This window comes from Microbacterium paraoxydans, from assembly GCF_020524545.1.
Classification (GTDB): Bacteria; Actinomycetota; Actinomycetes; order Actinomycetales; family Microbacteriaceae; genus Microbacterium; species Microbacterium paraoxydans_C.
In genome coordinates, this window is the sequence record NZ_JAIVLG010000001.1 from 188,876 (window position 1) to 211,729 (window position 22,854).

At 69.5% G+C, this 22,854-nt stretch carries 18 protein-coding genes; 4 read left to right on the forward strand and 14 right to left on the reverse strand.

The window, feature by feature from the left end:
* Entirely contained in the window at positions 1–576 is a 576-nt protein-coding gene (locus LC041_RS00910) for a glucose-6-phosphate isomerase family protein (RefSeq protein WP_226531092.1), read from the reverse strand.
* 87 nt (positions 577–663) lie between these two features.
* Positions 664–1,677: an acetylxylan esterase gene (locus LC041_RS00915; protein WP_226531093.1), complete on the reverse strand. Its 1,014-nt coding sequence runs from the start codon at positions 1,675–1,677 to the stop codon at positions 664–666.
* 107 nt (positions 1,678–1,784) lie between these two features.
* Between LC041_RS00915 and LC041_RS00920 the strand changes: the two genes are divergently transcribed.
* Positions 1,785–2,594, forward strand: a complete 810-nt coding sequence (locus LC041_RS00920) for a DeoR/GlpR family DNA-binding transcription regulator (protein ID WP_226531094.1) — start codon at positions 1,785–1,787, stop codon at positions 2,592–2,594.
* An 11-nt stretch (positions 2,595–2,605) separates the two neighbouring features.
* On the opposite strand, the gene LC041_RS00925 is transcribed toward LC041_RS00920, so the two are convergent.
* From LC041_RS00925 to LC041_RS00950, 6 genes are all read right to left on the reverse strand, one after another.
* Positions 2,606–3,496, reverse strand: a complete 891-nt coding sequence (locus LC041_RS00925) for a LacI family DNA-binding transcriptional regulator (RefSeq protein ID WP_226531095.1) — start codon at positions 3,494–3,496, stop codon at positions 2,606–2,608.
* Between the two features lie 68 nt (positions 3,497–3,564).
* Positions 3,565–5,826 (reverse strand): FAD-dependent oxidoreductase, encoded by a 2,262-nt coding sequence (locus LC041_RS00930; protein ID WP_226531096.1) that lies wholly within the window; start codon positions 5,824–5,826, stop codon positions 3,565–3,567.
* A 36-nt stretch (positions 5,827–5,862) separates the two neighbouring features.
* On the reverse strand, positions 5,863–7,668 hold the full coding sequence (locus LC041_RS00935; protein WP_226531097.1) for a BNR-4 repeat-containing protein: 1,806 nt from the start codon (positions 7,666–7,668) through the stop codon (positions 5,863–5,865).
* A gap of 10 nt (positions 7,669–7,678) precedes the next feature.
* Positions 7,679–9,004 carry an extracellular solute-binding protein gene (locus LC041_RS00940; RefSeq protein ID WP_226531098.1) on the reverse strand — a complete coding sequence of 442 codons (1,326 nt, stop codon included), beginning with the start codon at positions 9,002–9,004 and terminating at the stop codon, positions 7,679–7,681.
* Between the two features lie 72 nt (positions 9,005–9,076).
* On the reverse strand, positions 9,077–9,985 hold the full coding sequence (locus LC041_RS00945; RefSeq protein ID WP_226531099.1) for a carbohydrate ABC transporter permease: 909 nt from the start codon (positions 9,983–9,985) through the stop codon (positions 9,077–9,079).
* Complete coding sequence (locus LC041_RS00950; RefSeq protein WP_226531100.1) at positions 9,982–10,902, reverse strand: carbohydrate ABC transporter permease; 921 nt, start codon at positions 10,900–10,902, stop codon at positions 9,982–9,984. The genes LC041_RS00945 and LC041_RS00950 overlap by 4 nt, the downstream gene beginning before the upstream one ends.
* A gap of 263 nt (positions 10,903–11,165) precedes the next feature.
* Here LC041_RS00950 and LC041_RS00955 point away from each other — a divergent pair, with 263 nt between their 5' ends.
* The 3 genes from LC041_RS00955 to LC041_RS00965 are packed head-to-tail and all read left to right on the forward strand — an operon-like array spanning position 11,166 to position 16,505.
* Positions 11,166–15,239 carry an Ig-like domain-containing protein gene (locus LC041_RS00955; protein WP_226531101.1) on the forward strand — a complete coding sequence of 1,358 codons (4,074 nt, stop codon included), beginning with the start codon at positions 11,166–11,168 and terminating at the stop codon, positions 15,237–15,239.
* Complete coding sequence (locus tag LC041_RS00960) at positions 15,230–15,835, forward strand: SGNH/GDSL hydrolase family protein (RefSeq protein ID WP_226531102.1); 606 nt, start codon at positions 15,230–15,232, stop codon at positions 15,833–15,835. Before LC041_RS00955 ends, LC041_RS00960 begins: the two co-directional genes overlap by 10 nt.
* Before the next feature lie 19 nt (positions 15,836–15,854).
* Positions 15,855–16,505, forward strand: a complete 651-nt coding sequence (locus tag LC041_RS00965) for a GntR family transcriptional regulator (protein ID WP_226531103.1) — start codon at positions 15,855–15,857, stop codon at positions 16,503–16,505.
* A gap of 17 nt (positions 16,506–16,522) precedes the next feature.
* On the opposite strand, the gene LC041_RS00970 is transcribed toward LC041_RS00965, so the two are convergent.
* The 6 genes from LC041_RS00970 to LC041_RS00995 are packed head-to-tail and all read right to left on the reverse strand — an operon-like array spanning position 16,523 to position 22,775.
* A complete protein-coding gene (locus LC041_RS00970; RefSeq protein ID WP_226531104.1) occupies positions 16,523–17,332 on the reverse strand; it encodes an amidohydrolase family protein in 810 nt (269 codons plus the stop codon).
* The gene (locus tag LC041_RS00975; protein WP_226531105.1) at positions 17,329–18,279 is read right to left on the reverse strand and encodes an aldo/keto reductase; all 951 of its coding nucleotides are present in this window, start codon (positions 18,277–18,279) and stop codon (positions 17,329–17,331) included. The genes LC041_RS00970 and LC041_RS00975 overlap by 4 nt, the downstream gene beginning before the upstream one ends.
* On the reverse strand, positions 18,249–19,031 hold the full coding sequence (locus LC041_RS00980) for a ribonuclease activity regulator RraA (RefSeq protein ID WP_226531106.1): 783 nt from the start codon (positions 19,029–19,031) through the stop codon (positions 18,249–18,251). The genes LC041_RS00975 and LC041_RS00980 overlap by 31 nt, the downstream gene beginning before the upstream one ends.
* Positions 19,028–20,944 carry a hypothetical protein gene (locus tag LC041_RS00985; RefSeq protein WP_226531107.1) on the reverse strand — a complete coding sequence of 639 codons (1,917 nt, stop codon included), beginning with the start codon at positions 20,942–20,944 and terminating at the stop codon, positions 19,028–19,030. The genes LC041_RS00980 and LC041_RS00985 overlap by 4 nt, the downstream gene beginning before the upstream one ends.
* The gene (locus LC041_RS00990; RefSeq protein WP_226531108.1) at positions 20,941–21,795 is read right to left on the reverse strand and encodes a carbohydrate ABC transporter permease; all 855 of its coding nucleotides are present in this window, start codon (positions 21,793–21,795) and stop codon (positions 20,941–20,943) included. Before LC041_RS00990 ends, LC041_RS00985 begins: the two co-directional genes overlap by 4 nt.
* Positions 21,795–22,775: a carbohydrate ABC transporter permease gene (locus LC041_RS00995; protein ID WP_226531109.1), complete on the reverse strand. Its 981-nt coding sequence runs from the start codon at positions 22,773–22,775 to the stop codon at positions 21,795–21,797. The genes LC041_RS00990 and LC041_RS00995 overlap by 1 nt, the downstream gene beginning before the upstream one ends.
* Positions 22,776–22,854 lie beyond the last annotated feature (79 nt).

The following is a 22,854-nucleotide window of genomic DNA, read 5'->3' on the forward strand; positions in this document are numbered from 1 at the left end:
CTATTCCGCGTAGGGACGCAGGTCGACGCCGGAGGCTGCGCGATAGGCGCGCGAGCCCATGCCGTGCTCCAGCACCCAGCCGTAGTCGTGCCCTGCTCCTCCCGGGTAGACCGCGAGGAAGGAGTACGGCTCGCCGCCGGTGTTGACCGAGCGGTGCGCCCAGCCCGGCGGGATGTAGCCGATCGTGCCCGGGAGCATGTCCAGCCACTCGGTGCGCTCGCCGTCGAACATGAGCAGCCCGCCGCGGCCCTTCAGGGCGAGGTAGATCTCGCCCTGGTGGTTCGGGTGCTGGTGCCCCTTGGTCATCCAGAGCTCGCCGGCCGTATCGCCGGGCATGATCGTGGTGATCGACTGGGGCAGCTCGCGGTCGACCTCGGGAACGGGGGAGCTGACGACCGTGTAGACGACGGGGTTCTCGCCCGCCGCAGCGGCGGCCCACGCGTCGTGGTCGCGGAACAGTCCCTCGAGGTCGGACATCCGCCGCGTCAGGGTCGGGCCCTCGGGCGAGAGCGTCAGCTTCTCGGCGTCGAAGGCGATCGCCAGGGGAGAGATCGGCGGGGTGTGGAACTCGGGCATCGGTGCTCCTCGTAACGGACGCTGCAGCGCTGCGCAACCTGTAATGACAGGCTTACTGTACCTGTTATGACAGGTTGCGTCCAGTGCTCACCTGCGCAGGGGCGACCGCGCCGCCGTGCGGAGCGCACGGCTCGCAAGGGCGCGCTCGAGGTGTGCACGCCCGCCCCGCACGGCGTCCGCCACCACCCGCAGCGATCCCGGGTACTCGGTGTGTCCCGCCGGGAGCACCGCCAGCTCGACATCCCGCGCTCCCGCGGCGACCGCGAACTGTCCCTGCGGCGGCACGTACTGATCCCACAGCGCTGCCTCGACCCGCACCGGCACGCGGGCGAAACCGATGCCCGTCGATGCGTCGAACCAGCGCAAGCCCTCCCGTGCGGACGGGTGCGCGAGCACATGCCGGCGCACCGTCTCGCCGCTGCCGAGGCACGGCACCGCCAGTCGCTCGTCGTACTGCCCGAAGCTGGGCACGATCAGCGTCGCCCCCACGTAGCGTCCGTCCCAGGGCAGGGCCAGGGCGCCGATGCCGCCGCCGAAGCTCTCGCCCACGTAGTACAGCGGCAGGTCGCCGACCAGCGCGGTCAGCGCGTCGGCGGCGAGCCACAGATCGCGTGCGCACAGACCGAGCACGTAGCGCTCCGGATCGTCGATGCCCCCGAGCACGTGCCGGTCGCGCGGCTCCGGCGCACCGACCCCGGCGTTCAGGGACGGCAGACCGCGGGCGACGGGGAAGATCGCCGCGGCATCGGCCGGCACCCGCGCCAGATCGATCGCGTCACGGCCGCCGTAGCCGTGTCCGTGGACGACTCCGACCCGCGCGGGAGCGTGCAGCGGCTCGACGACCCAGGCGCGTAGTCGTACCCCGTCGGAGCCGGAGTGCTCGATCACCGACACCCGGTGACCGCGCTGCGGCGCAGACGACACCACGACGGGAGCCGCGTCCACCGCTGCGGCCTCCGCGCGCCACCGCCGCCAGCGCTCGTCGAATCCGGCGGGTGCCGGTACCGGGCGCACGGAGCGCAGTTCGGCCTCGCTGCGGCCGTAGCTGCCGTCGAACGCGGCATCTGGGAACCAGGTGGAGAAGGGCTCGGGAAGAGTCATGCGGGAAAGGGGATCCTGTTCCGGGAGAGAGGCGGGCGGGTGCGCGTCGACAGGGATGCGGCGAGGGGCGGCGTGGCAGACTGGAGCTCCCATCGGAAGGAGACCGCGTGCTGGTCACGGAACGACGTGAGCGCATCCTCGCGGTGGTGCGCGATCGCGGGACGGCGTCCATCGCCGAGCTCGCGGCGCAGCTCGACGTGAGCGAGATGACCGTCCGCCGTGACATCGACCAGCTCGCCGAGGAGGGCGCGGTCGAACGCGTCCGCGGCGGTGTGCGGGTACGCGGTGGTCACAGGCTCGCTCCGGTGCCGGCGGTGTCGGCGGAGCGGCGTGCGATTGCCGCCCTGGCCGCCGGTTTCGTCGAGCCGGGGATGGCGGTGGGCATCTCCGGCGGAGCCACCGCCCTCGCCCTCGCCCGGGAGCTCGTGCGTGTGCCGGAGCTCACGGTCGTGACGAACGCCCTCCCGGTCTCCGACCTGTTCTCGCCGCCCGAGCGCGCCGACGCACCGTACACGCAGAACGTCGTTCTCACCGGTGGTGTACGCACCCCGACGCAGGCGCTCGTCGGGCCGGTCGCCGTGCGCGCGCTGGAGCACCTGCACTGCGACCTGGTCTTCCTCGACGCGCATGGTCTCGACGTGCAGGCCGGCATGACGACCATGAACCTGCTGGAGGCCGAGACCAACAGGGCGTTCATGGCAGCGACACGTGATGTCGTCGTGCTCGCCGATCACAGCCGCTGGGGCACGGTCGGTCTCACGACCGTCGCCGATCTCGCCGACATCGATCGCCTCGTGACCGATGACGGACTCGACGACGCGGCCAGGGAGACGCTTGCCGCTCATGTCGGCGCCGTGCACATCGCCGCGCGGCGCTCCGGAGACGATCGCGGACTCGCGGCGGGGCTCGCGGACTAGGCCCGCCCGCGTCATCGGCGTGCCGTGCTCGCCCGCGGCACCAGTGTCGCCGGCACCGTCACGTGCCGCACCGGCAGGTCGGCACCGGGCCGCGCGGCAAGCTGACGCTCCAGCTCGGTGAAGGCGGCATCCACCAGTTGCTGATGGTCCGGCGCGATCGTGCTGAGCGTCGGCACCGAGAACCGTGCGGCGCGGATGTCATCGATGCCGATCACCGCGACATCCTGGGGCACGCGGCGCCCGTGCGTCTGCAGGGCGGCCAGCGCGCCCAGCGCCACCGAGTCGTTCGCGCACACGATGCCGTCGAGGTCGGCGATGGCGGCGGTCATCTTTCCCGCCACGCGCTCACCCTCTTCCGCCGTGAACGCATCCACTTGCGCGGTCAGCAGCGGATCGGGGGAGATGCCCGCCGCGGCCAGGGCTTCGAGGTAGCCGGTGTGGCGTCGGTCGGCGGCATCAGACGGGCGGGAGTCGCGACGACCGACGAACCCGATGCGTCGGCAGCCGGCGGCGATCAGATGCGCGGTCGCGGTGGCGGCCGCCGCGCGGTTGTCGATCGTGATGTGCGTGAACGGGCTCACCTGGATGTGCTCTCCCAGCAGCACGAGAGGCCCGGGAGACGTGCGGCGGGTGAGGTCGGCCACCGTGAGCGACCGCGGGATGTGGATGAGCCCGTCGATCGGTGGCAGGCCCACGCCGTTGGCGACATCGATCTCGCGCGCATGCTCGCCCTCGGTCTGGACGATCAGCACGGCGAGACCGCGGTCATCGGCACCGCGCACGATGCGCGACGACAACTCGGCGAAGTACGGCTCCTCCAGGTGCGGCACGGCGAGGGCGATGAGCCCCGTGCGCGTCGCGCGCGCGAGGGGTGCGGCGCGACCGCTCGTCGGCGTGGTCACCTGCGGCCTCCTTGGGGGACGACGGTCGCCGACGACGCGGCGGCTGTCCTTCACGTTAGCGCTCTCCGTCACGATTGCACCCGGAACGCGATCACACGGGCCTCGGCGACGCCGTTGGTGCGCTCGACCACGAGACGCGCCGCCGTGAACGCGCCCAGATCGGAGGGCACCGGATGCACGCGCAATCGGTGCCGGTTGTCGCGCTCCTCGGCTACGAGGCGCCATTCGTCGCCTCCGACGGGCAGCACCTCGACCCGGTAGTCGCGGACGAGCTGGGGCAGCACCTCGTCGGGGCTGCGGTGGTGGTGCAGCGTGTTGAGCTCGAGGTCGACGTCGTCGTCGAACACCAGGCGGATCTCGGAGCCCGACACCGGTCGGTCCCAGTCCAGCCGCAGCCACTGCGCGCCCTCGGCTTCGGGGTCGGACGCCCACATGTGCGGTCCACCGAAGGGCCGGTTGTATCCCGAGGTCGCCCGCTCCGGGGCCAGTGCCGCGGAGGCAGGGCTGGTGCGGAAGACGACGCTGCGTCCGCGCAGCGGCTTGGTCGGCCACTGCACGAGCAGTCCGTCGCGGTCCACCTCGACGTTGCGGTCGTCGTTGTCGACGCGGTGCACGAGGGTCAGCACCCCCGGCGGCAGTGCCGACGACACGTGCACCTGCACGCGCGGGTCGGCGCGCAGCACGACGATCGCGTTCTGCGGCTCGGTCGGGGCGAAGGGCGTGTCGATGCGCACCCACCGCGGACCGCCGGCCGGCACGTCGACGACGGTACCGTGCTCGCGGTGCGCCGGAACGACGTTCTGCGGACGACCGGTCGACCACACCTCGACCGTGATCTGCGCATCCTCATCGGCCGAGAGCAGCAGATCGGTCGTATCGAGCCGCGGATGGACGGGCACGACGATGCCGAGGTCGTCGGCGAGGCGCAGCGGCTCCGCATCCGCGACGCGCGTGTCGGCCACGCCGATCGTGCGCATGGTGCTCGAGGCCGAGACGGTCGCCGCGCGGGCGTGGTCGTCGTCATCCTCGTTCGCGACGCCGATGAGGGTCGCATCGGCCCGCAGCAGCGCCTGCCGCAGCTCCGCACGGTGGTGCGTGTACAGGTCCCGCGGCGTCGCGTCGTGCTGGTGGCAGAGGGCGGCAGCCGTTCCGGCGGCCTCGCCCATCGCGGCGCAGGTGGCCATGACACGAGCGGCGCCGAAGGCGATGTGAGTGGCCGATATGTCGCGGCCTGCCATGAGCAGGTTCTCGACGTTCACCGAGTAGAGCGAGCGGAACGGGATCTCGAACACGCCGTCGGAGAATCGCTGCACGGCGCCGGCGCCGGTCGCGTACATCCCCTCGGCCGGGTGGAGATCGATCGACCAGCCGCCGAAGGCGATGCCGTCGTCGAACGGGGTCTGCTCCAGGATGTCCTGCTGACGCAGTGTGTAGTCGCCGATGAAACGCCGGTATTCGCGCTTCCCGGGAAGGTTGCCGATCCACTCCAGGGTCAGGTTGTCGGCGTCGAACTCGCCGGAGTTCTTGATGTGGTCCCAGATGCCGAGGATCACCGATCGCAGCTCGTCGCGGATCTGCTCGTTGTCGTCGACGATGTCGAGCGTGCCGCCCCACTCGATCCACCAGTAGTGCGCCCCGCTGTCACCGCTGCGGATGATGCGGGTGAAGGGGATGGGGGTGGTCGAGATGTCCTTCGCGCTCTCGGGTGCCACGTACTTCACGGGGTGACCGAGGTCCTTGGTGTAGAAGAGCAGCGTCGAGCCGAGGAACTCGCGCACCGGCTCCGGCGGCGCCCACTCCTCGTCGAACTCCTCGCGGCTCTCCTTGCCGAGCCGGTGCCTGGCACCGACCAGGCGCCCGACCAACCCGTCGCCCGTGCAGTCCAGGAACAGCGGGCCGCGGAACACGGTGCGGATCTCCGACCCCATGGTCCATCCGGTCACCGAGCGTACGCGGCGGGCGTCATCGGGGCCGGTGGCCTCCGCTTCGAGCACCTCGGTGTTGAGGAACAGGGTCAGATTCGGTTCCCGGCGCACGATGTCGAGCACGACGTCGTCCCAGTAGACCGGGTTCCCCTCCGGATTGCGGTACTGGTTCTCGCGGTACATCTCGCCGATGATCCCGGTCTCACGCGCCCAGCGCTGATTGCCGTGCGCGGTCGCCCCGCACACCCAGACCCTCACCTCCGACGACGAGTTGCCGCCGAGCACCGGCCTGTTGTTGATCAGCACGGTGCGTCGGCCGAGGCGAGCGGCCGCGACGGCGGCGCTCACCCCGGCGAGGCCGCCGCCGACGACGATGATGTCGGCTTCGACGGTCTGGGTGCGCATGGGTGTCCTTTCGGGGAGGGGAGGGGTGGGGTGCCGCTAGAGCGCGGCGATCGCTTCGATCTCGTAGACGCGGGCGACGTCGGTGGCGGAGTCGGAGGGATCGGTGATGAGCAGCCGCACGGCATCCGCCGTGAGCCCCTGGGCGTCGACGACGACCGTGGTGCTCGTGTTGCCCGTGATCGTGCCGACCGGGACCCAGCCGCTCGCGGTGCGCAGCTCGACCGTGAAGTCGCGCAGCACCGACGACTGCGGCGGGCCGACGGAGTATCCGCTGCGCACGCGCACGACATCGAGTGGTGCCGCGTCCGTCCACTCGACCGTGATGGTCGGCTCCGCGTCGTCCGCCGCGGAGATCCAGCGGCTCGCGTCGGCGCATCCGCCGTCGATCGCCTTCTCCGGCCCGGTGTCGGTCCGCAGCTGCGAGGAGGCCGTCGCGGTGCCGCCGATCGCGAGGTTCTCTCCGCCGGAGACGCCGCGGAGGGAGGAGACGACGGCCGCGAGGGTCGTGCTGCCGGATTGCCCGTCGCGGGGGATCTCCGCGTGCCGCAGCGTGCCGCCGCCGGGCACCGCTGGGGCGCTCAGATAGACGACGTCGGTGCCGTCGGTGCGGGTCGCGGCGCGCAGGCGCTGCTGGCCCTGCACCGGTTCGCCCACCGCGTCGGTGCTCCAACCAGTGGCCCCGGAGGTCAGCTGAACGGTCTGGCTGCGGGTGATGCCGCAGTCCTGTGCACTCACGACGGCGTACACGCGGGTCTCGCCGCCCGCGGTCGTGGTGTCGAGCGCAGCGATGGTCTGCACGCCGCCGCCGAGGGCGTCGGTGTCGACGAGGGTCTGGCTGGTCCAGGCGGTGCCGCTCCAGGTCGCCCATCGCACGTCGAACGAGTTCTCCGTCGTATCGGCGTAGCGATAGGCCAAGCCGACGAGCTCCCCGGCGGCGATCGCCATCTTCGCGGTCTGCACGGCGGGCACGGCGTCGCCGATGGTCTCGCCGGGTTCGTAGCCGCGCCACACGACAGCCCCGGGGGTGTCGGGGCGGATCGGGGTGGGCAGCGCCTGCCCCGCGACGTCGTCGAATCCTCCCGATGCCGGGTCGTAGACCGCGTAGGAGCCGAGGTGCCGGTACGGGTCTGCGGGCCACGGCCCCCACTCCCACAGCACGTGCACCCTGCCGTCCGCATCGACCTCGAGATCGTCGGGGTAGAAGGAGTGGTTCACGGCGGCCGCGATGGTCGTCTCCCGGCTCCACGCGCCGGTGGCGGGATCGTAGTGGTACAGCACCCCGTCGCGGCGGGCCTGCGGGTCGGCGCCGACGCGCACCATGAGCCACAGGTCGCCGTCCGCGCCCTGCGCCGTGACCGGATACGAGATCGCGGCACCGGCATCCGGCATCTCCGCGCTCACGTCGACGAGCGAGGTCGCGTCGTAAGGGACGGTGGAGCGGAAGTACTTCCACGGCTCGTGGTGCATCGACACGAACGCGTGGATGTAGCCGTCGCCGTCGATCGCGATCGACGGCTGGTTGTGACCGTTGTCGTCGAGGTACTCGGCGCACGCTCCGGTGGCCAGGCGCAGGCAGCCCGAGGTCCAGGTGCCGTCGGCAGCGCGGACAGCCAGGTTCACCTGATGCTTCGCCGCCGTGGAGCCGGGAACGTTGTAGGCGAAGTACGTCTCGTCGCCGTCGACGACGAGCGGGTTCCACCAGCCCGACTGGTTGGAGCTGTCGACCGTGACCGGTACGTTCTCGACCTCGGGGGTCGCAGCACCGGCCGACGCGGGCACGGAGAGGGCGAGCACGGTGAGGGTGGCGGCCGCGGTGGCGCCGATGTGCGAGCGGAGGGTCATCATGGCGTCCTCAGCCGACCAGCTTCTGCGCTTCGGCTCCGGCCTGGGCCATGGCGTCCTTCGCGCTCTGCTGTCCGACGAGCACGGCCTGCACCCGGTCGGCGATCTTCGTCTCGATCTGCGCGTACTGCGGGTACTGCCAGAACGGGTTCGTGGTCGCGGTGGCGGTGATCTTCTCGGCGAAGCGCGCGCCGAACGCATCCGACGACACCACCTCGGAGGCCTGCGCCTCTTCGGTCACCGGCGGCAGGCCGCGCAGCTCGTAGTCGCCGATCACGGCGTCGAGGTCGCTCGTCGCCCACTGGCCGAAGTCGGCCGCCGTGCGGGTGCTGTCGGCGTCTCCGCCGCCCACCACGGCGATAGCGCCGCCCCACACGAGTGCCCGCGGGGTGTCGCCCTTCTTGAGCACCGGGCGCGACTCCGGCACGAGCTTCGACGCGAGGTCGGGGTCGGGGGAGTCCTTCGTGACCGAGCCGCGGCCGACGGGAGCGTCGTCGTAGATGGCGGCGCGGCCCTGGGCGAACAGCGAACGGGCGTCGAAGCGGTCGACGTCCGCAGCGATGAGGCCCTGGTCGTACAGCGACTTGTACCAGGTGACGGCTTCGACGCTCGCGTCGTCGCCGATCGTGACCTCTCCGCCCCTCACGAGCTCGCAGCCGAAGGTCTGCATCCAGATGAGGATGTCCTTCAACTGGGCGGCCTTCGTGGAGGCTGCGTAGGGGATGAGTCCGCCGCCGAGGTTCTTGAGCTTCTTGAGCGAGCCCTCGAAGTCGTCGACCGTGGTGGGGAAGGTCGAGATGCCCGCCCTGTCGAGGATCTCCGAGTTGGTGATCAGCCCGATGGCGCCGATCGTCCACGGGAACGCGTACTGCACGCCGTCGAGCTGGGTCGCGTCGAGACTGGATGCCGTGTAGCCGCGGTCCTTCGTGAGCGCAGACACGTCTTCGAGCTTGCCGAGGGCGGCCAGCGAGGCGAGCCAGGCCACGTCGACGTGCGCCGCACCGGTGAACTGCCCGCCGCGCACCTGCAGCATCAGCTGCTTGAAGTACTCGTTGTAGGGGAATGAGACCTCGGTGATGCCGACGCCCTCCGCGCTCTTGTACCCCTCGAGCAGCGCCGTGATCGCGGGGGCCGCGGCCTCTTCGGTCAGCGACCAGCTCGAGAACGAGAAGTCAGTGGCGGTGAAGTCTCCGGTGCCGAATCCGGCGCCGGGGCTGGAGGAGGGGTTGCCGGTGCTCCCGCCGGTGGGCATGCACCCGGCGAGGAGCACGCCGGCGGCGCCGAGGCCGGCGAACTGCAGCAGCTGACGGCGGGAGACGATGGTCTTTTCGGACATGGGTGTTCTCTCTTCTTCGAGGGACTGCGGTCTTTTCGAGGAACTGCGGTGGAGGTGCGGGATTCGCGGCGATCAGCCCTTGACCGCGCCGGCGGTCAGCCCGCCGACGAGGAAGCGTTGCAGGGCGATGAAGGCGATCGCTACGGGGAGCGAGACCACGAGCGAGGCCGCCATGAGCTCGGGCCAGGCCGTGGACGCCTCGCCGATGAACGTGTTGACCAGGCCCGGAGGCAGGGTCTGCTTGTCGGGTCCGGCCAGGGTGAGGGCGAAGATGAAGTCGTTCCAGCCGCGCACGAAGGCGAACAGCCCGGCCGCGATGAGGCCGGGGGCAGCCAGCGGCATCACGATCGAGTGGATGATTCGCATGCGCGAGGCTCCGTCGACGCGCGCGGCTTCGATGAGCTCGTCGGGGATGGTGTCGAAGAAGCCCTTCAGCATCCAGACGCACAGCGGCAGCGTGAACGTCGTGAAGGACAGCACCAGCGCCGTGTAGGTGTTGAGCAGGCCGTAGGCGGAGAAGACCGCGTACAGCGTGATCAGCAGCAGCGCCTGCGGGAACATCTGCGAGGCGAGCACGAAGTACATGAGGCTGCGCCTGCCGCGGTAGCGGAACTTCGAGAACGCGTACCCCATGTAGGCCGAGACGATCACCGAGAGGATGGCCGTGATGACCGACACCACGATGCTGTTGCGGAGGTAGCCGAACAGTGCCGGGTTGTTCGCGAGCGCGGCGTAGGCCTCGAAGGTGATCTCGGTGGGGAACAGCTTGGGCGGATAGGCGAAGACCTCGGTGCGAGGGGTGAGAGACGTCGCCAGCAGCCAGTAGACCGGCAGGAGCGCGAATCCGCCGAACACGACGACGGCGATCCACGCGCTCACCGTCGACGCGCGCCGGTCGGCCCGGTGCCGACGGCGGCGAGGCGGGGCGGACGACGGGGTGGTGACGGCGGTCACCGTCTCCTCGGTCAGCACGGCGGTCATCGCTTCTCTCCCTTCTCGGATACGCGCACGTAGACGACGACGAGCGCCATCAGCAGGACCATCCACAGCAGACCGAGCGCGCCGGCGTGGCCGAGGTCGAAGCCGTCGAACGCGGTCTCGTACACCGCGGTGGCGAAGGTCTGGGTGGAACCGGCGGGACCTCCGCCGGTGAGCACGTAGATGATGTCGAAGTGCTGGAAGTTCCAGATGAACTCCAGCAGCAGGACGAGCCCGATGATGCCCTGCATCTGCGGGACCGTGATCGAGAAGAAGCGGCGGATGGTGCCGGCTCCGTCGATCTCGGCGGCCTCGTGCAACTCGACGGGCACGGTCTGGAGCCCGGCGAGGAGCATGACCATCATCCAGGGGAAGGACTGCCACGTCTTCGCCACGATCACGGCCACCATGGCGCTGGTGGGGTTGGCCAGCCACGCCTGCGGCTCATCGATCAGGCCGACGCTCTCGAGCACCGCGTTGAGCACGCCGTAGTTCGCGTTGAAGATCCACATCCACAGGAACGACACGACCACGCCGGGGATCAGCCAGGGGATGAGCATCAGCCCGCGCATCACCTTCGCTCCGCGGATACGCGTGTTGAGGGCGAGCGCGAGTCCGAAGCCGATCACGAACGGCGCGATCGTGGTGCCGATCGTGAACACCAGGGTCTGGGTGAGCAGTGGGAAGAACTCACCGGTGAGCACGTCGGCGATGTTCTGGAAGCCGACGAACTCCCGCCCCGGTTCGACGAGGCTCTGCTTGAAGAAGGCGGTGATCAGCGCGGTGATCAGCGGGTACACCACGACGGCGGCGAGGAGCGCGAGGCCCGGTGCCGTGAGGAGCAGCGCGAACATCCCGTCGGAGAGGCGTCGGGGGCGCCGCCCTGTTCCTATGTGTGAGGAAATGGTCTGTTCTGTCATCTAGGTCATCCTTGGCCTGGGGTGATCAGTACGCACAGTCGCTGTACATTTCGGGCTTCCCCAGTATTCACAGGGCTATGCCACGAAGTCAACCGACAAGCAGGATCGTTAACAACTGTGTGATTCTGTTACTTCTGTGCATCTAGATCAGTCTACAAATATCGATCCTTGATAGTCGATTATCGATTGGGTAAGGTCCTGGGGAGCCGCTGTCGCGGCGACGCGCGAGCTCCTCGCGCGTGGATCGAGAGTTCGGAGACGCAATGAAGCGTGTGCTGGCAGGCCTGGCCGTGGCGGCCGTGTTCGGATCTGCGCTGGGTGCGCAGGCACCGATGGCTGCGGCCGCGGTGGAAGACGACGCCCTCTACATCGCGCCGGGCGGTGACGACGACGCTGCAGGCACCGTCGGCGATCCGCTGGCCACCCTCGAGGGGGCTCGCGACCGCATCCGCGACCTGAAGGACGGCGCAGGGCTTCCCGCCGACGGCCTCACCGTCTACCTCCGTGAGGGGGAGTACCCCCGCAGCTCATCGTTCGAGATCGGCGAGGCCGACTCCGGCACGGCCGATGCGCCGATCACCTACCGTTCCTACCCGGGTGAGACGGCGACCCTCACCGGGGGGACGGAGCTTCCCCGCGACGCCTTCGCGGCGGTCGACGACGCCGCCATCACCGACCGCATCATCGACCCCGCCGCGCGCGACAGGGTCGTCGCGGTCGACCTCGCCGACCTCGGCATCACCGAGTACGGGCAGCTGAGCAGGCACGGCTACTGGAAGGCGAACGACGTCAGCACCACCCCGCCCATGGAGCTGTTCATCGACGGCCAGGGCATGACCCTCGCGCGATGGCCCAACGCCGATGCGGCCACCCCGACCGTGCAGATGGGCGACATCATCGACGCCGGCCCCGACCGCAACGACGCCGACCTGCAGGACCGCGGCGGCACGTTCGCGTACGGCTACGACCGCCCCCAGTACTGGACGCAGGCCGAGGACGTCTGGCTCGACGGCATCTTCGGCTACAGCTGGGAGTGGTCGTACAACAAGATCGAGAGCATCGACACCGACGCCAAGACGATCACCCTGCGCTACGGCGAGATGTCCGGGATCATGAAGAGCTGGTTCCCCGACTTCCACTTCGCGCAGAACCTGCTGGAAGAGCTCGACGCCCCCGGTGAGTACTACATCGACCGCGACGCAGGGACGCTCTACCTCATCCCCAACGCGGCGTTCACCTCCGGACGCGGCGACGTCACCGTCACCACGCTCGACGAGCCGATGCTGCGCGCCGACGGGGCGTCGTACGTGACCTTCGACGACCTCGTCATGGAGTACGGCCGCGCCACCGCCGCCGTCATCCTCGGGGGATCGCACGTGACGATCTCGCACAGCGACATCCGCAACTTCACCGACGGCGGCGTGCTCATCAACTCGCCCGGCCGCTACACCTACGACGGCATCCCGGTGAACCGGGGCGGACGCGACCACGCCGTCACCGACAGCCGCCTCACGCACGTCGGCGGTGTCGGCGTGGTGCTCCAGGGGGGAGACAAGACCACGCTGGAACCGGGACGCAATCGCGTCGAGAACTCCGAGATCGCCGACTTCGCCTACTATCACAAGGCCTACAACCCCGGCGTGATGTTCGACGGCGTCGGCAACATCGCCAAGGACAACGAGATCCACGATGCGCCGCATCCGGGCATCATCGTGCACGGCAACGACCACCTGTTCGAACGCAACGAGGTGTACGACGTCTGCAAGCAGTTCCACGATCTCGGAGCGATCTACATGAACTCCGGCAAGACTCCGCAGCAGCGCGGCCACGTCTTCCGCGAGAACTACTTCCACGACATCGGGGTGGGCATGGCCGGCGTCGAGGGCATCTACGCCGACAACTTCACGTGGGACCTCCAGATCGAGAAGAACATCTTCGTCGACATGGGCAACGCCGCCATCAAGAGCGGGTCGGCCGACTACATCGAGGCGCGGAACAACATCTTCGTCGACTCGTTCGCGCCCTACGACAATTACGAGCAGTGGATGGGCGACCAGGAGGGCAACGTGGTCGACCGCGACTACATGCCGGCCTGGCAGCAGGTGTTCGCCGACAACGACGACTTCGTGGGAACCCCGTATCTGACCAAGTACCCCGAGCTCGCGCACTTCTTCGAGGACGACCACCACTTCCCCAACAACAGCACGTTTGCCCAGAACGTCGTGTGGAACCCGAATCGCACCCCGATCGCCGGCATCAACGAGCACGGAGCGAAGGACGGCAAGAACCTGCTGAACTACGAGGACAATTGGGTCGCCGACGCCGATCCCGGCTTCGTCGATGCCGCGAACGGCGACTATACGCTCACGACCGACGCGGCCGTGTTCGACGAGATCCCCGGATTCGAGGACATCGCGTTCGACGAGATCGGCGTGGACGGGGCGATCGGCCAGACGCAGCAGCCGCAGAACGTGCCGCTGGAGGACATCGCCTTCGAGAGCTCGATCCTGACGATGGATGCCGGTGACGAGGTGCGCGTTCGGGCGGTGCCGCTGCCCTGGAATGCCGACGACGCCGCGGTGACCTACGCCTCGGCGGATGCCGCCGTCGCCACGGTCTCGTCTGCCGGTGTGGTGCTCGGCATGGGGCCGGGGGAGACAACGATCACCGCGACGGCAACGGCCGACGCCACCAAGACGGCGACCATCGAGGTCGTGGTCGAAGAGGGCGACGGGGTGCTGCACTTCACCGACTTCGAGTCGGGAGCGAACGGCTGGCCCACCGACCCCAACCGCAGCATCCAGATCGACGGGACGGGCGACCGGGTGTACCGCATCCTCAAGGGCGCGAACAGCCTCCTGCCGCGCGATTTCACCGAGTTCATCCTGGACGTCGACGTGACGGCACCGGCGAGCACCCCGACCGATGCGGGGCTGATCGTCTACGACCGCAACGGCAACGGCGGTGGCTACATCCGCTTCCGTCAGGCCGCGGCCGGCCCCACCTGGACCATCTTCGACGACGGCTGGCAGGTCGTCGCCGAGCAGGTCGTCCCCGCGGAGCAGGCCCTGGTGCCCGGTGCGACCTCGCACGTGCGCATCGCCGTGCAGGACGGGCTGATCCGCATCTCGGTCAACGGCGTCGTCGCCCTCGAGGGCGACGACCCCGCCCCCGGTGCCGCAGGCCGCGTCGGCTTCTACGTCGAGAACTATCCGTCGCTCGACCTCGACGACATCGGCTTCTCGCTGTCGGGGGTACCGGTCGAAGGCGTCAGCATCGACGCGGAGACCGTGTCGCTGAACGTGGGCGAGCGGCGCCCGGTGGCGGCGACCGTAGCCCCCGAGGATGCGAGCGACGCCAGGCTCACCTGGAACAGTGACACTCCGAGCGTCGCGACCGTGTCGGGCGGTCGGATCACCGGGGTGGGGGAGGGCACCGCCACGATCACCGCGACCTCGGTCGCCGACCCCGGTCTCAGCGATACCGTGACCGTCACGGTCGCCGACGCCGAGTACCCGGTCGTGCGTCTGGATGCGCAGTTGAAGGACGCCGCGAACTGGAGCCAGTCGAGCGTGATCGCCGTCGACGACTCGGGCGTCGTGATCAGCGGACAGGGTGTGCACGGCTATGAGGCCGAGAGATTCGGCGACGCGCTGCTGCAGTTCGACGCCGACTTCGGGGCGTTCGACGGCGGCTGGTACGGCTTCCAGGCGCGCTCCGACCAGACCGGACTCCCCGCGTGGCAGAACTCCAACACCGGCTACCTCGCGGTGATCAAGGAAGACGTCATCGAGTTCCAGAGCTGGACGCCGGGGCAGACCATGCTCGACACGATCCCCAACACCGTGATCGCGCCGAACTCCACGCACCGCATCGAGTTCGGTGCCGTGGCGGAAGGCGACGCCACGCGTGTGGTGCTGCGCGTCGACGACGTGACCGTGTGGAGCACGGTCGACGCCAGGCGCGGGCTGCCGATCGGCGCCGACGGATTCTTCAACGTGTACCACTACGGCAAGACGAACACCCTGGCCGTGCGCCCGACACCGCCGACGGCATCCGTGACCGGTATCTGCTGGGCGCAGGAGGCCGACCCGAAGACCCGGTACGTGCGCGGCGAGGAGCTCGACGTGACCGGCATGATCCTCGGGGTGCAGTGGAGCGACGGCACCACGACCACCCAGCAGGTCATGGCCGATATGGTGAGCGGGTTCGACAGCAGCAAGGTGCACCCGCATCAGACGCTGACCGTCACCCACGACGGGGCGAGCGTCGAACTGCAGATCTCTGTGCGGCCCAAGATCAAAGACGATGAAGTGGAGGTGCCGAGATGCGCGTGACGTTCATCGGGGACTCGATCACGGATGCCGGTCGCGACCGCGCCGACGCAGGTTCGTACGGAGACGGATACGTGTCGCTGCTCGCGCCGGAGCTGATCGCCGGCGGTGCCACCGTGCGCAACCTCGGTATCGCGGGCGACAGGGCGAGAGACCTCGCCGCGCGGTGGGAGTCGGAGCTGCTGCCGACCGAGCCCGAGCTGCTCACGGTGTACGTGGGCGTCAACGACATGTGGCGCCGGTTCGACAGCGACGACCCCACGAGTGCCGGGGAGTTCGCCGCGACCCTCGGCCCCCTGATCGACCGGGTGGTCGAGGAGCACGGGCCGCGTCTGATCCTGATGGAGCCGTTCTTCCTGCCCGTCGACGAGGAGCAGCACGGGTGGCTCGACGACCTCGACGGCAAGCGCCGTGCGGTGCGGGCGCTCGCCTCAGCGCACGGGGCCGCGTTGGTGCCGCTGCACGAGGTGTTCACGGCGGCTGCCGCCGAGCATCCGGTCGCCGATCTGGCTCCGGACGGCGTGCACCCGACACCGCTCGGCTCCCGTCTGATCGCGGATGCCTGGCGCGCCGCCGCGTCCATTAGCGATAGTCGATAATGGACGTAGACTAGTGGTCATGACGGATGCTCTGGGCACGGCCGGGCTGCAGCGAGGACTGCTCTCGGATCAGATCTACGCGATGATCAAGGCGATGATCAAGGACTCGACGCTCGCCCCCGGCGAGCAGCTGGTCGAGTCGCAGCTCGCCAGGCAGCTGCAGGTCAGTCAGGCTCCCGTACGTGATGCCCTCAAGCGTCTCGCGCACGAGGGGCTCGTGTCGCACGTGCGTCATCAGGGCAACTTCGTGGCGAGTTACTCGGCCGAGGAGGCGGAGCAGGCCAAGGTCGCCCGGGTCGAACTCGAAGGCCTGGCCGGGCGCCTCGCGTGCGGGGCGCTTCCGGCCTATCGTCGCGCGGAGCTCGTGACGATGATCGCGCAGATGCACGAGGCAGCGGAGGTCGCGGATCTCGCGCGGTTCCGCGAGCTCGACTTCGCCTTCCACCGCGCCGTGATCGAGGCGAGCGGCAACACGTACCTCCCGCGCATGTGGGATCTGCTCGAGCCGAGCCTGCGGGTCATGCACGTGCTGGGTGACCCCACGTTCACCGGTGACTGGCACGAGGTCGCCGACTGGCATGAGGGGCTCCTCGATGTGCTCGACGCCGGTGATGCGGAGGCGGCATCCGCGCTGTTCCGACGCCACGCCGCCGGCACTCTCCTCGACTGAGGGGTCTGGCTGAGCACTCAGCCCGCGAAGGCGTAGAGGCGGTCGGCCGTGGCGGACCAGAACGCGCGGGCGGCGGCATCCGACAGCGCAGGCACCGCCGTGCGGGTCGCGGCCAGCACGGCGGCGTAGGTCGACGACTTCGTCGACATCGGCCAGTCGCTGCCGAACATCAGTCGTTCGGCGCCGAACACGTCGAACGCGGCACGCAGCACGCCCCGCGCGACATCGGACGGTCGTGCACCGAGGTCGAGACCGGAGACCTTTGCCGAGACTCCGGGCGCCGATGCGGCCTCGGCGAGAGCGTCCAGCCACGCGGCATCGGCCGCCCGCGCTCCCAGCCCGAGGTGGCAGACGACGATCGCGGTGTGCGGATGCCGTCGTGACAGCGTCGCGGCCGCGGGGAGCTGCTCCGGGCGGATCAGCAGTTCCAGGGTGCGCGAAGTCGTGCCCAGGTGATCGGCGAGGGCGTCGAGGCCGTCCACATCCGACAGATCCGCGGCGAACTGCGGCACCGCGGCACGCACTCCGACGACCGCGGGAGTGAAGGCGACCGAGGTCGCCCCGCCCGCGTATCCCGGTGCGGGCGCATACTGCAGCACCGCGCGCCGCACGCGCGGGTCGGAGGCAGCGGTGGCCACGAGCATCCGTGCTTCCGCGACGGAGTCCGCGGCCTGCACCGCGATGGCCGACGTGACTCCGGCAGCGGCGAGCTCGATCCCCAGGTCGTCCGTACCGGCGCGCCGCGGCAGCCCGAGGTCGTCGCGGAACCACGGCAGCGGCACGGCATCCACATCCCACAGATGCACGTGCGCGTCGACGATCCTCACCTTCCGAGCGTCTCCGCGTCGAGGTCGTCCCACAGCCCCGCGGGCAGCCGGGCGTCGAGGCCGTCGACGAAGGCGTCGACCTCCGCCGGGGTGCGGGCCCCGACCACCACGGCGTCGGCGCCGTGGCGGAGCGGGAACTGCACGGCGGCATCCGCGAGCCGCACCCCGTGGTCGGCGCAGATCCGCTGCAGTCGCAGAGCATGCTCGCGTACCTCGTCTGGTGCGGGCCTGTACTCGAAGAACGGGGAGCCTGTCGGATCCACCAGGATGCCGGAGTTGAACACCGCGGCGGCGAGCACGCCGATGCCGCGCGTCCTGGCGGTCGGCATCAGACGGTCGAGCGCCGTCCGGTCGAGGAGCGTGAGTCTTCCGGCCTCCATCACCACGTCGAGCGGGGCTTCGGCGACGTAGCGCTCAAGCGGATCGAGGCGTCCGAGGCCCACGCTGATGGCCCGCACCACGCCCTGCTCCCGGAGCTCGACGAGAGCGGGGATCGAGATGTCGAGGGCGGTGGCGACGTCGAGCGGGTCGTGGAGGTGCAGCACGTCCACCCGGTCGACGTCGAGCCGTGCGAGGCTCCCCTCCAGGCTGCGCAGCACTCCGTCGCGGGACAGGTCCGCCACGGAGTCGTGGCCCCGTGCCGCGCCGCGCACCGGTATCCCGTCGGCGTCGACGACCACGCGACCCACCTTCGTCGCGATGACGTACTCGTCGCGGGAGAGGCCGCGCAGGGCGAGGCCGAGCTTGCGCTCGCTCTCGCCCGACCCGTACAGGGGCGCCGTGTCGAAGAAACGCACGTCACGCGCCAGGGCGGCCTGCACGGTCGCGACCGCGTCGGCGTCGCTCACCGGAGTGAACAGGTTGCCGATCGGCGCGCATCCGAGGCCGGCGTCCGCCCGCGCGACGACCGAGGGACTCAGCGGACGGAGCTCTGGACGGAACGCCATGCCTCGTACTCCTCGCGGCTGTCGGGGGTGAGGGGGTAGTAGTCGCTCAGCCGTGCGCCCTCGTCGAGGCGGGTACGGCTGAAGACCTCCCAGTCTTCGTGATCGCGGGCCGATTCGACGACTTTCGGTGCCATGGCGCGCGGCACCACGACCGGGCCGTCGTCGTCGGCGACGACCAGGTCGCCCGGCATGCACAGTGCTCCGCCGACCGCCACCGGCACGTCGTACGCCCAGGGCACGAGCTCCGACTGCGACGCGTAGTGGGGCGTGGTGCCGGTGGACCAGACGGGGATGCCGAGCTCGCGGATGCGCCCTGCGTCGCGGATGCGCCCGTCGACCACGATGCCGGCACCGCCCTTGCGGGCGAAGTACCGAGCGAGGATGTCGCCGATGCAGCCGGAGAAGCGACTGCCGTACGCTTGGATCACGAGCACGTCGCCGGGCTGCACGGCCTCGAGCACATGCCAGAGCGCGGTGTGCCGCTCGGCGTACTCCTGCCCGACCCCCGAAGCCATGTCTTCGCGCTGCGGCATGAACTGCAGGGTGAGCGCCGATCCCACGACGCGCTGGCCGGCGCTCAGCGGCTGCGGGCCGTCGACGTAGCTGCGACGGATACCGAACTCGTGGAGTTTCGCGCAGGCCGTCGCGGAGGAGATCGCGTCGAAGGAGTCGAGTGTGTCGCGCGTGGGCCGGTCGTAGGCGGGACCGCGCACGGGAAGGGCGAAGTCGGGTCGGATCAGGTCGGCGCTCATGCGGCTCCTCCGGGGATGTGGTGGCGCGGCGAGCCGGTCGCGCACGCGATGGTCAGGTCGAGGTCGGCGATGTGGGCGGGTGGCAGCGTCACGACGAGGTCGTCGTCGGTCTCGAAGGACCGCGTGACGCGGGGCCCTTCCGGTGCCGCGTAGGTGCCACTGGCTCCGGGCCATCCGCTGTCCTCTTCCGCTGTGGCGGCGACGCGGACGATCCGATCGAGCCCGAAGCGTCCGCCGCGCAGCCGCACGGTCCGCGTGTGCACAGCCGAAGTGTTCACGAGTTGCACGCCGATGCCGTCCGCGTCGAGGTGGTGCACGAGCGCGGCGACGTCAGGGGGGAGCCCCGGTCGCGCACGGTCGACGTCTTCGTAGCGCAGAGCGGTGAAGCCGAGGCCGCCGTTGTAGAGCACCTGGGGTGCCCCGGCGATCAGCTGCGTGAGCACCTCGGTCACGACGGGGTTCACCCGCTGCCAGAAGTGCAGGTGCGCCGAGTCGGGGTCACGGTCGTCGCCGAGCATCATGGCGGTGCGTCTGGCGACCTGCCCGAGTGCCATCTCCAGCGCCTCGACCGGGTACTCGGGCAGGTTGCCGCTGAGATACGAATACCATCCGGCCTCGTGTCCGGCTTCCTCCTTGTCGCGGAACGGAGCAATGAGGTCGGCGGATGCCGGGAGTCCGGCGATCGCGTCCTCCAGCCGTGCTGCATCGCCGGGAGATCGCGTCCACCACCACAGCCACATCGGCAGGTCGAGCTGCAGGGGGCCGAAATCGAACCAGCCGTCCGCGCCGTAGCGATACGGCACGAGGCGTCCGGGCTCGGCCGCCGCGGCGCCGAGTCGTGCCATCCATCCGCCGCGCAGGCTGTAGGTCGAGTCGGCGACGCTCGCGGTCCGCCCCTCGGCGAGAACGGTGTCGAGCATCGTGCGCACGAGGTCGAGCGCGGCATCGTCGTTCGTGACGAGCGCCCTGTTGAGTGCTCCGATCAGCGCGCTCATGCCGACCGAGTGCAGGCCGTGCGGCCACGCCCAGCCGTAGTGTCCGCCCCACCAGCGGCCGTCCTGCAGCGAGCCGACCGCGCCGTCAGGACCGACGTTGTCGGGCAGCAGCCCTCCGGCGGCACGCTCGCGCCAGCCGTCGACGTAGCGTTCGATCCAGGCGCTCGATGCGGAGTCTCCGTCGTACAGCCAGCGGTTCGCGGCGAGCGAGGTCGCGGCGAGGTTCACGGCGATGTCGCCGTCGGCACGGCGCTGCATCTCGTCCGCCATCCGTGTGGCGTTGCCGTCATCCGCGAGGTCGTCCCAGGTGCGGATGCCGTCGAGTCCGTGCAGCGGCAGGCCGTAGGGCCGCATCTCGGCGCGGTCGGCCGAGTACGGAGCGACCTGGTCGTCGAGGCCGATGCGCGCGCCGAGGGCGCCGTTGTGCGGGGCGCGCAGGATGTTGCGCTCGGCGTCGTAGTTGCCTTTCGCGGGGTCGACGAACAGGGCCGCGAAACGTGACGCCCTCTCGGCGAAGGCCGCGTCGGTCGGATCGGCCGCGCAGATGCCGGCGAGCAGCAGCAGGGATTCACCCTGGTGGAACCAGTCGTAGCCGTTGTCGTACTCGTCGGTCAGCATCCCGGCCTCGGTGAGCTGCACGGTGACGCCCTCCCAGTGCCGTTTGGCGTCGGCGAGCGCCTCGTCCGGTCCGCCCAGCGCATAGAACGCCGGCCAGTTGAAGAAGGGCTCGTACAGGTCGTCGACGCCGTCGCGGTCGACGAACTCGGCCACTCCGCGCAGGCGTCCGTCGGGGAGCGTGTACCGGTCGCGGAAGACGCGTCGCGCCCCCTCGATCTCGGCGAACAGTCGCCGCTGGAGCACGGCCCAGGCCGGGATGCTCCGCAGCGGGGTCGTGATCGGGTGCTCGGACACGGTCATCCTTTCGTGGCTCCGGCGACGAGGCCGCCGATGATGTGACGCTGCATGATGATGAAGAACACCATCGCGGGAAGGACCGCGAGCAGAAGAGTCGGGAACACCTGCGTGTAGTCGGTGGAGAACTGCCCGACGGCCGCGTACACCCCGGTGGTCACGGTGTAGATGCCGGAGCTCGGGCCGAGGATGATCTGCGGGCTCACGAAGTCGTTCCACACGCCGATCGAGTTCAGCACCACGACCGTCGCGACGACGGGCTTCATGATAGGGAAGATGCAGGCCCAGAATGCGCGGATGGGGCCGGCGCCGTCCAGGGCCGCGGCCTCGTCGATGTCGCGAGGAACGCTGCGCAGGTATGCGGTGAACAGGAAGATCGTGACCGGCAGGGTGGCCGCTGTCTCGAACAGGATGAACCCGGGGATCGTGTTGATCAATCCCAGCACCCGGAGCACGAACACCACAGGGATGAGCGTCACCTGGCCGGGGATGAACAGCCCCGACACGAACAGCAGCAGGAGCCCGAGGTGCCACTTCGACCGTCCGCGGGCGATCACGTACGCGACGGGCGCGGCGAGGGCGATGCAGCACAGGTTCACCAGCACGACGAAGAGCAGGGTGATGCCGTAGGCCGCGATCACGTTGAACTTGCTGCTGGTGATCGCCGCCCACAGATAGTCGAACGTGAACATCTGCGGTGTGATCAGCAGCGGGTTCTCGATGATGTCGGCCTGCGGCTTGAAGGCGTTGATCAGCATCGTGTACATCGGGATCAGCATCGTGATCGCGACGACGGCGAGGACGATCCAGCGGATCGCGCTCACGACGACGGCTGGGCGGTCGCGGGTCTGCTTCATCAGTCGGTCGCCTTCTGCTCTGCCCGGCGTCGCACCAGCGTGACGGCGAGGCCGACGACTGCGGTGACGATGAGGAGGATCATGGATTGTGCTGCGCCGAAGCCGAGCGCCGAGTTCGCGAACGAGTCTTTGAGGATCTGGTAGACGATCGTCTGCGTCGACCCCGCCGGTCCGCCGTCCGTCAGCGACAGCACCACGTCATAGGCCTTGAGCAGCCCGACGAGGGTGAGCACCAGGTTCACGGTGAAGACCGGGGCGATCAGCGGCAGCGTGATCGAGCGGAACTGCTGCCAGCGCGACGCGCCGTCGACGGTCGCCGCCTCGTAGTACTCGGCGGGAACCGACTTGATACCGGCGAGGAACAGGATCATGTTGAATCCGAAATGCGACCACACGATCGTGAAGATCACGCTCGCCTTCGCGAAGGTCGGGTCGGTGAGGAACGGCATCGACGGCAGGCCGATCGTCGACAGGAAGCCGTTGACTGCCCCGGTAGGGGACAGCATCGCGGACCACAGGAAGCCGATGATGAGCGCGCTGATCACATAGGGGTAGAAGAAGATCGTGCGCAGGATCGTGTTCGAGCGCCCGGGGCCCGAGATGAGTGCGGCGATCGCGAGACCGATCGCGTTGCACAGGATCGTGCCGACCACGGCGATGATGCCGGTGAAGATCGCCGCCTGGATCGACCGCGGGCTGCGGAACGCCTTGGCGTAGTTCTCCCAGCCGACGAAGGTGAAGTCGAGGCTGTAGCCGTTCCAGTCCGTGAAGCTGAGTACGGCCGCGAGGATCATCGGGATCACGAACATCGCCAGGAAGACGACCACGGCGGGCCCTCCCATGAGGATGCCGGGGATGCGGTTGCGCCATTCCCGCAGTGCGGTCCGGCGGCGGTCGGTGTGCGGCTGCATCGGGGTCGATGCTCCTGTCGATGCGGAGGGCGCCGTCGGGGGCGGCGCTGTCGTGGTCGGCGGTGTCATGGCTGGCGGCACTCTCGTTCTCGTGGCGCGGGGGAGGGGGTGGCGCTGCGGCGCCGGGGAGGTGTCCGGGACGATGCCG